The organism is Schlesneria sp., assembly GCF_036405755.1.
Classification (GTDB): domain Bacteria; phylum Planctomycetota; class Planctomycetia; order Planctomycetales; family Planctomycetaceae; genus Schlesneria; species Schlesneria sphaerica.
On the sequence record NZ_DASWWZ010000203.1, the window covers coordinates 1 to 5,837 of the forward strand.

Annotated in this window: 4 protein-coding genes and 1 tRNA gene; 2 read left to right on the forward strand and 3 right to left on the reverse strand. The window is 57.0% G+C overall.

Annotation, left to right across the window (positions count from 1 at the left end):
- Both VGE80_RS06940 and VGE80_RS06945 read right to left on the reverse strand, forming a co-directional pair.
- The coding region (locus VGE80_RS06940) for a hypothetical protein (protein ID WP_440592137.1) at positions 1-1,034 on the reverse strand (1,034 nt) is incomplete at its 3' end.
- Positions 1,035-1,406: 372 nt separating this feature from the next.
- A complete protein-coding gene (locus tag VGE80_RS06945; protein ID WP_440592138.1) occupies positions 1,407-4,568 on the reverse strand; it encodes a PSD1 and planctomycete cytochrome C domain-containing protein in 3,162 nt (1,053 codons plus the stop codon).
- 494 nt (positions 4,569-5,062) lie between these two features.
- On the opposite strand from VGE80_RS06945, the gene VGE80_RS06950 reads away from it, so the two are divergent.
- Positions 5,063-5,137: transfer RNA gene (locus tag VGE80_RS06950), tRNA-Pro, on the forward strand.
- Positions 5,138-5,145: 8 nt separating this feature from the next.
- On the opposite strand, the gene VGE80_RS06955 is transcribed toward VGE80_RS06950, so the two are convergent.
- Entirely contained in the window at positions 5,146-5,355 is a 210-nt protein-coding gene (locus tag VGE80_RS06955) for a hypothetical protein (RefSeq protein ID WP_440592139.1), read from the reverse strand.
- Between the two features lie 39 nt (positions 5,356-5,394).
- Here VGE80_RS06955 and VGE80_RS06960 point away from each other — a divergent pair.
- Positions 5,395-5,837, forward strand: a 443-nt coding sequence (locus VGE80_RS06960) for a nucleoside deaminase (protein ID WP_440592140.1), incomplete at its 3' end; no start/stop codon positions are given.

Sequence of the window (5,837 nt, forward strand, 5' to 3'; positions counted from 1 at the left end):
GGGTCGGTTGTGTAGGAAAGCCGCTCAGGATCGTCGAGTTTGAATTGCTCGGTCGCACTGGGCAGTCGCACATTAAACTTGTCGAACTGACCCTGAAGTGATTTGACTTGCTGCTCGGCCCGCAGCACCACCTGATCCGCCTCGATCTGGGCTCGAATGATCGTTTGTGACTCCAGCGATGCTTCGCTCGGCTTGATCTCAACAGCCGGGTTCCACGTCAAATCAAACCGCGTCCCCAGGTCGATCGCATCGACAAGTGTCCTTGCATCCCGAGTCGGCGTAATGTCGAGACTCGTCTGTTCGCGACTGGCTTTGGTGGTCAGTGAGGGGCCCGGCAAGATCAGCTTGGCTCGACTGACGGGGCTGGGTGGCAGCGACAATACTAGGCGTCTCGACGGGAGTTGCTTTTTCAATGGCACGCTGACTGTCAGCTCAAGGTCATGCCGGCCGCGACCACGGAACCACCACACGTAGCCGAATTCCGGGTCTTTTTTCTCGAACGGAGATTCTTCGCCGTAACCCGTGTAGACCGGTGGTTGAATCAGAACTGCCTCGTTCAGGTAGAGAGGAACGCTGACGAACTGATCCGACTTGAGCAGACGGATTGTGAACGTCACTTTCAGAGTAGCCCGTTCGTCGTCGGCAACTCCGTCGATGGCAATCGCGTTGATGGTTGCCACTTTAGGACCGGTCTGATTCCGGTCGCCTCCCGCTTTGGCTCGTAGCAAGTCTTCGAGCGTCACATCGTAAGGGACCGCGACGGGTTCATTTGTCTTCTTATCGTAGAGATACCGAAACGCAGGCGGGGGGAGGACATTTTCGAGTGAGGACTTTCCGTTGCTCGTCGCTGCCTCTTTGCGGGCAGGCTCTGCGGGAGACACCCCCTCGATCGGCTTTGGACTTACGGGACCCTCTTGCCCCAATGACGGTACGCAGACACCGAGCGTGCTCAACGCACAAATCAGCACGTTGATCAACCGCTTTAATGACGGCGTCGTGCTTCCCTGCATCGGCTTGGCCCTCAATTTCGACATGGAACTCAATTTTATCTGGAACTGGAATGCGGTTCAGGATCTGGGAATCTCCCGACAGGCTTCTGAATGCATCGACTGACATTATTCTGTGGCGCCCTCCGGAACCGGCGGCACGCGCGACAGATGACCGCTCCTGCGCGGGGATTTGGTCACACGCCCATTCTACTCCACAGCACCGCACTCCGCATCGATATTTCGCTCACCAGGGGGAATTGATGCCAGATCGGATCGACCGAGCGAAACTCCCGATCCCGTTTATACTTAGTTACGGATTGTCAGGCTGGTGAACTGTTCACGGGGCGAAAAAAGTTGCTGAAGAAGCCGAGAATTCGACCGGTGGGGCGATTTTCTTCGTCAGATATTCAAACTTGTTTATTCCAAATAAATAAACTCGTTCAGGCAAAAAAGAACCTGGCACCAGTCGACCACCGCTTGCCGCAACGCCGCCTCGGCTGCTGGATCGGGATAAGTTTGACGCTGCTGCTGGAGGAAACCAATGCTGTCATGCAATTCGTCTTCGGTCGGTTGCCGACTGAGTGCGGTCGCATATCCCAGGCGAACGATCGATTCGAGTGCCTTGTCCGAGTCGGTCCTCTGAGTGTCCGTGAGCAAACGCGCGGCAAATTTCCGAGAGGATTCTCGGACGAGCGGATTATTCATCAGCAGAAGTGCCTGAGGCGCGATGGTCGTCTCCGAGCGATCCGCCACAGGTGTCGTCCCGTCAGGAGCGTCGAAGACGGTCATCGACGGCATGAGCTGGCTGCGTTTGATCATGAAATACAGGCTGCGGCGACGATGGGTTTCATCCAGTTTTCCAGGCCCGTACAAACGGTCGTCCAGCATGCCACTCACGCAGAGAATGGAATCGCGAATGATTTCTGCTTCCAGTCTGCGTCGAGGTCGATGCCAGAAAGTGCTGTTCCCTCGATCCACCGAGGCGCGGGCTTCGTCCGTGTCACAATTTTGCTGATAGACACTGCTGGAGAGGATCGCGCGGTGCAATGGCTTCAGTTCCCACTGATGTCGCACCAGTTCCTGTGCCAGCCAGTCAAGCAGTTCAGGATGCGTTGGAGGCTCACCACGTGTTCCAAAGTCGGAGGGGGTGGCGACGATTCCCCTGCCCAGGTGATGCTGCCAGAGTCGATTGGCCATGACCCGCGCTGCAAGATTGCCTGCTCCCGCTTCCCTGTCAAACAACCAGTTGGTGAGCGAACGCCTTTGGTAGGACGTTCGCCACCCGGCGGGGGCCGTCGATTGGAACCGCTGTGGTGAATCGGGATTTGCCATGAGAACCTGGAGGAACCCCTGAGTCGCGACCGACTCTTTATTGTTCGGCTCTCCCCGTCGCAGAAAATGCGTTTCCGGCAGGAATTCCGCATCGGCTTGAGTGTTCAAGGTCACGGCGGGAAGCCCCTCGCTGGCCACGAGAACTTTTTGAAGATTGGGTTTGGGTGCCAGCGCTGCATGCTCGGCACGGCGCTTGTCGACTCCAACCCAGCCTGGATCCCGCGACTTGAACCAGTCGAGCACCTGAGTCCTCTGTTCGCTGGTTAAATCTGCGAACGGACGGGTGATGAGCGTCACGATAGACTCATTCAAGGCCCCTCCCACCGTCGCCGATGGATCCGTTTCGGTCGACACCGATAACCGCGGTCGACCAATCGAATGATGGACATTGGTGTTGTACTTCAACGTGACCGTGACTCGTGTTCCCTCGGGGAACCCAAACGGCTCTTTGGCGACAAATACGGCGGCGTGGCCTTTGCCAAATTCGGGGTCCACCGCCCAGGCGCTGGCAGGGTCACCATCAATGGCTGCCGCCACGGGAAGACCATTCTGCTCAAATGTCGCTTTGGCAGAGACCAGCGGGATGGGCACGGGTGGCTGGCCAGAATCGGTCGGAGCCCCTTTCTGTTGAACCGTCACGACGAAATCAGAAAGGGCGAAGTTGCCATTCGACGCACGTCCGGGGCCTGAACGATCGAGACTGGGGTCCGCCAGTGCCTCCAGGCGGATCGAACGAACTCCTTGCAGGTTCGTGTCGAAGGTCATTGTCCAGACATCGTTCGGAGCGTTCGGGCCGCTGACAAGCCACGACGCGTCTTCCTGCAGTGTGAAGATTGCATCACCCGCGGACCTGTAGTTGATCGATTCGGGGAGTAACCACGTCGTGGTGACAACATCGGTCATGCCAGTTCGCTGCCAGGCAAGAAACTGCTGAGGCAGGATGTTCGTTTCGTAGTCATGCACCGCCTGTTCGAACGGAGCATGCTGGGACTCGAACTCGGACTTTTCACGCTGGAAACCGACGGGATCGAAGTCGAGTTCCACTTCGCTGCGGATCGTCTTCGTGAACGTGGACAGCAGTCGGTAATAGTCTGCCTGAGGGATGGCGTCGAACTTATGGTCATGGCATCGGGCACAGGCCACTGTCAACCCCAGCACCGACGTGCCGATCGTTCCCAACATGTCGTCCATTTCGTCATAGCGGTGCTTTTCAACTTCGTTTTTGGTGATCTGGGTCGAGTGGACCCCGGCCGCCAGAAATCCCGTTGCCATCATGGCCAATCGATCGTCAGGAGCGATCTCGTCTCCGGCAATCTGCCAGCGCACAAACTGGTCGTAAGGCATGCCCGAGTTCAGGGCCTGCACCACGAAATCGCGATAGTGAAAGGCCGTGGTCCGGTCGTAGTCGTGCTCGAATCCATGGCTTTCAGCAAAGCGAGCCAGGTCCAGCCAGCGGCGTCCCCAGCGTTCTCCGTAATGGGGATTCGCAAGCAGTCGATCGACAAGACGCTCATCGGCGTCCGGTCGGCTGTCCTCGACAAACTCGGACACTTCCTCCGCGGTGGGGGGAAGGCCGATCAAATCAAATGACAATCGACGGATCAGCGGTTCTCGCGGGAGTTTTTGATTGGGCTCGAGTTTCGCTTCTCGCAGTTTGGCCAGGATGAATTGATCGATGGGTGATTGTCCCCAGTCGTGGGTGTCAACGACTTCTGGTGAACGAGACGCCTGCAGCGGTTGAAAGGACCAGAAATCTCTGGCTGCGGACCCTACCTTGCGATCGGTCCAGTGGATCGCTTCATTGCTGGCGGCGATTAATGGCTCGTCGTAAGGTGCTCCCAGATCGATCCATTCCGTGATGGCCGATATCTGTTCCGCCGTCAGCTTCTCCCCTTCCTTGGGCATCTTTGGCTCTTGCTGATGAGTGATTACGCGCGTCAGCAGACTCTTGTCCCCTCTTCCGATCACTACCGCCGGGCCACGTTCACCCCCCTTGAGTAAACCTTCCTGAGTGACGAGGTCAAGTTTGCCGGCAGTCTCGTGCTCGCCATGACAGGAAACACAATTCTGTTTGAGGATCGAGCGGATCTCTGCCCGAAACAGGGCCAAACCTTTCGTCCGTTTGGCGGCATGGTCAGGATCGACGGCAACGGAGGACTCCTGCCCCAGCACCGGAGCAGCATCGAACGAAGCCCAGGTCGCCAGAACCAGCATCCCCAGTACAACAATCACTTGCCGCATCCGCATGAGAAAAGTCCAGCCAGCGAGAAATCAAACTTTGCGGTGAAACGAATCAACGAGATTCTATGTGAGAATCGCGGACCAGAATAGTTTCCGCGTTCGCCGTCGAGTCGTAAAGTCCGCTGAGCGACAACCTCGTTGATCTCTGCATGAGCGGTCCGCCTCGTTGAACCAGAGCACGCAGCGCACTTCGCCGATCAGCATGCGGGACCAGGAAGAATACGCCAGAATTCTCGAGACTTTCGATGACAAGCAGGCCAGAAGGATCTCCGGATCGCCTCTGGCCAAGGGTCGCTTCAGGCCTGTGGAGACAACATCGCACATGTTGCCTCACGCATCTCTGCCCGGTTATGACGCCGATTTGTGACAGAAACTGCCGAAAAAGCCGCTCCGATTTCGAGTCAATGAAGTTGGAGCCACGAAAACAACCCTGTTTCTCTTGCATTGATCGGCCGTCGCTGCAATAGTTCGCCAAGAGAGACGACGCAAGCCGTCAATCGCGGGCTGTAGCGCAGCTTGGCTAGCGCACTTGACTGGGGGTCAAGAGGTCGCAGGTTCAAATCCTGTCAGCCCGACTATCTTTCTAAAGAAGCCCTTTGGCCAACAGGTCGAAGGGCTTTCTCATTGTGGCGACGAGACTTACGCCATCGAGAGAGCAGTTCAAACAGAGGATTTCGAGGATTCGACGTTCTGCGGCGTAGTCGGCGGTAAGCCATTTCTCTCCAAGACTTTGCGAAAGTTCAACCGGTTTCACCGCAATGTCGATGATTTCGTGCCTGCCCCGGTCGGCCACGTCGATTTCGAGCTTCAACTCGGCTTGGAGGCAGTACCGATGACAACACCGCTCGACCCTACGTTTCTCCGTGAAGCGATTCGCCTTTCCATCGAGAAGATGGAAGCCAACGAGGGTGGTCCGTTCGGAGCCGTCGTCGTGCGAAACGGCGAGATTGTCGGACGGGGCTGGAATCAGGTCACGTCGACGAACGATCCCACGGCTCATGCCGAAGTCGTAGCGATCCGTGATGCTTGTTCCCGCCTCAAAACGTTCTCGTTGGCAGGTTGCGAGATTTACAGCAGTTGCGAACCATGCCCGCTGTGCTTGGCCGCCATCTACTGGTCTCGGCTGGATTGCATCTACTACGCCGCCACTTGCGATGATGCGGCGGAAGCAGGTTTTGATGACCGGAGCTTTTACCGTGAGATCAGTAGACCCACTGCCGAGCGTGCGATTCCGATGCAGCAAGCCCTGCGGGAAGAAGCACTGGTGGCTTTGCA